General features: G+C 37.8%; 1 protein-coding gene and 1 pseudogene. Both read left to right on the plus strand.

Translation table 11 applies throughout. The features are described 5' to 3' along the window. Nucleotides 1–457 (plus strand): annotated as a pseudogene (locus tag J6U00_RS05330) (hypothetical protein); the annotation flags it as partial. Between the two features lie 26 nt (nucleotides 458–483). Continuing rightward, complete coding sequence (locus J6U00_RS05335) at nucleotides 484–2,208, plus strand: hypothetical protein (protein ID WP_296579917.1); 1,725 nt, start codon at nucleotides 484–486, stop codon at nucleotides 2,206–2,208. Nucleotides 2,209–2,598 lie beyond the last annotated feature (390 nt).

Raw genomic sequence — 2,598 nt, forward strand, 5'->3', positions numbered from 1 at the left:
CAAAAATAATATGACGATAGAAGTAAATGAAAGGGGAATGCTCTTTAAAGGCGACGATCTGAATGGTCTTATGATAGCACCGTATTATTATGTACTTGACGATAATGGCAGTGTTGCTGAAATGCAAGTTAATTTTTTAGATGATTACCATTATATAGAGCTACTCGCGGCTAATAATGTTCTTCTCAGTATAGATGAAGAGAAAAACTTCGTATATTATATCGACGATAACGGCGATGATGTATATGATACCCGTGTACAGAAGGGCGATATAAACTGCGACGGTTATATTGACGCCGTTGACGCTTCAAAGGTATTGTCTGCTTATGCAAAGCTTTCTACACTGGTTAACAGCCCTGTTGATTACTCTCTCGGAGACATCAACGATGACGGCTTTGTTGACGCTGTTGACGCTTCTGTTATCCTTGCGAAGTATGCAGAGCTCTCAACCACCTGATGTACAGCTGAAAGGAGGCATTTCAGATGAAAAGGTTCTTTTCCGTTTTTATTGCACTTGTTATACTGTCATCTTTTCAGACAGTTTCTTTCGGCGCAAAGCAGGACTATCCTGAGCTCTACGAGCTTGCATACTCCCTCGGCGCGGATAAGGACTACCTTGCTGTAACAAACTATCTGCGCGACGAGGAACATCCTGTAAATCCTAACTGCTATTATGAATATCTGTATAAATGCAATCTGCTTGAAGCCATATATTATCCGAACAGGATGTTTAATGACATTGTCTCAACAGGTTCATGTGTAGGCATATCCATTCTTGAAGTGCTTTCACATAACGGCGTTATCAAGCCCTCTGACATACAGGAGGGAGCAGCCTCGCTCAGCGAAATAGACTATAACGAAACATCGGACAGATATATCACGGATTATCAGATGATACAGGGATATACAGAGTTTGACAGTTACGAACAGTATCTCAACCTTAACACGACCTACAAAGAAAAAATAGAAAGCCTCTTAGATACAGCTGAAAAATGCATGGCGTATAACAGGTATTTCCTGATAGTCATACGTAAGAACTTTTTTGCACACGCTGTATGCGGAATTGGTATCACTGACGGCAGCTGGACTTTTAACGACAAGAGCTATGATAAATGTATCCTTACACTTGATTCAAATGCTTATGCTGAGAGCTCCGGATGTTTTTCAGATGAAAACTGTATTTACATAAATTCAGAAACAAAGGAAAGTTATATACCAGCCTACATAAATAAAGACGGTGCAGGACAAAACCTGAATTATACTGCTATTGACAATGATGAACTGCTGAACTATAAAGGAACGATAAATCCCTCTGAATCGCCTAATGTTGATGTATCGGAAATAAAGCATTGTATATTCACTAAAAATAAAGGAATAAATGTATATCCAGTCCTAAAAGACGGTACCCTTGCTGCTATTCCTTCTGATGGAGTAAGAGATATGGCAGGATATCACAGCTTTTTTAAAGCAGATTCTGTTCACGCCGAAGTAAGAAAACTTAAATTATTAAGTGCCGATCTGAGGTATATTAATTCAGATCGATGGATAGATATAGATTTTTTAAATAATGAGATGATAGAAGAGGATAGTGAACCATATCAGTATGACTGCGATATTGATTTCAGTGATGATAAGGTATTCATAAAAAATAACAATTCCGAACAGCTTATGGCTGGCTTTCAGTTGCGAATGAACAAAGGAACATTTAGCTTTGAACCTAATTACTGGTGGTTCACAACTGTAAATGTGGACGATGACCTGACGGTAGAAGTTCGCGATGAAGGTATGCTGTTTAAAAGCAGCGGCAGTATTGATGTAACGGTTGCGCCATATTATTACACACTCGATGAGGAAGGTAAGTTCCTGAGCGTGAACATGAGCGTTGATCCCGATAACAAGGCTCAGTATCTATGCTCTAATAATGATGTGCTCGTAAAAATAGATAGTGACCGAAATATCCTATACTATATCGACGATAATAACGATGATATTTACGATACGCTTGTAAAAACGGGAGATATAAACTGCGACGGACTAATCGACGCAGTTGACGCATCAAAGGTACTGGCGATATATGCGGAACTCTCAACTGAAGCTATCAAGCCTATCAAATATACGCTTGGCAATATGAATGGCGACGGATTTGTTGACGCCGTTGACGCATCACAAATACTTTCAGAATATGCAAGACTTTCTACAAAAATATAAACTATGCTTTGCAGTATGATTTTGCATATATATTGCGGGCAATTGTACAGTGAGATATGCTGAGATTTGATTTTATCGTTAAAACATATTAATGTCTATAACAAATTATAATTTTAATGTAAAATTCTTGATTTTTCGGTAAATATTTAGTATTATTAAAATGATAAAGTGTACGTGATTAAGGTGCGAAAAAGAAATGAGATAAATACAGAAAGGGAATCGGGCATCAATATATAAAGACAGGAGTGTATTTTTATGAAAAAGAGAATACTGTCATTAATTATGACAGCGGTACTGACGGCATCATTTATGGTCAGCCCTTGTACTCATGCATTTAATATTGATAGAGAATGCGGTGAGGTAGTTGTTACCATTATTGATGAAGAGACC

Origin of the sequence: Ruminococcus sp. (assembly GCF_017650195.1) — a bacterium.
GTDB lineage: Bacteria > Bacillota > Clostridia > Oscillospirales > Ruminococcaceae > Ruminococcus.

Excerpts from the sequence above, each read along its gene's own strand:
- J6U00_RS05335 (WP_296579917.1), top strand. The coding sequence starts at position 484 with ATGAAAAGGTTCTTTTCCGTTTTTATTGCACTTGTTATACTGTCATCT.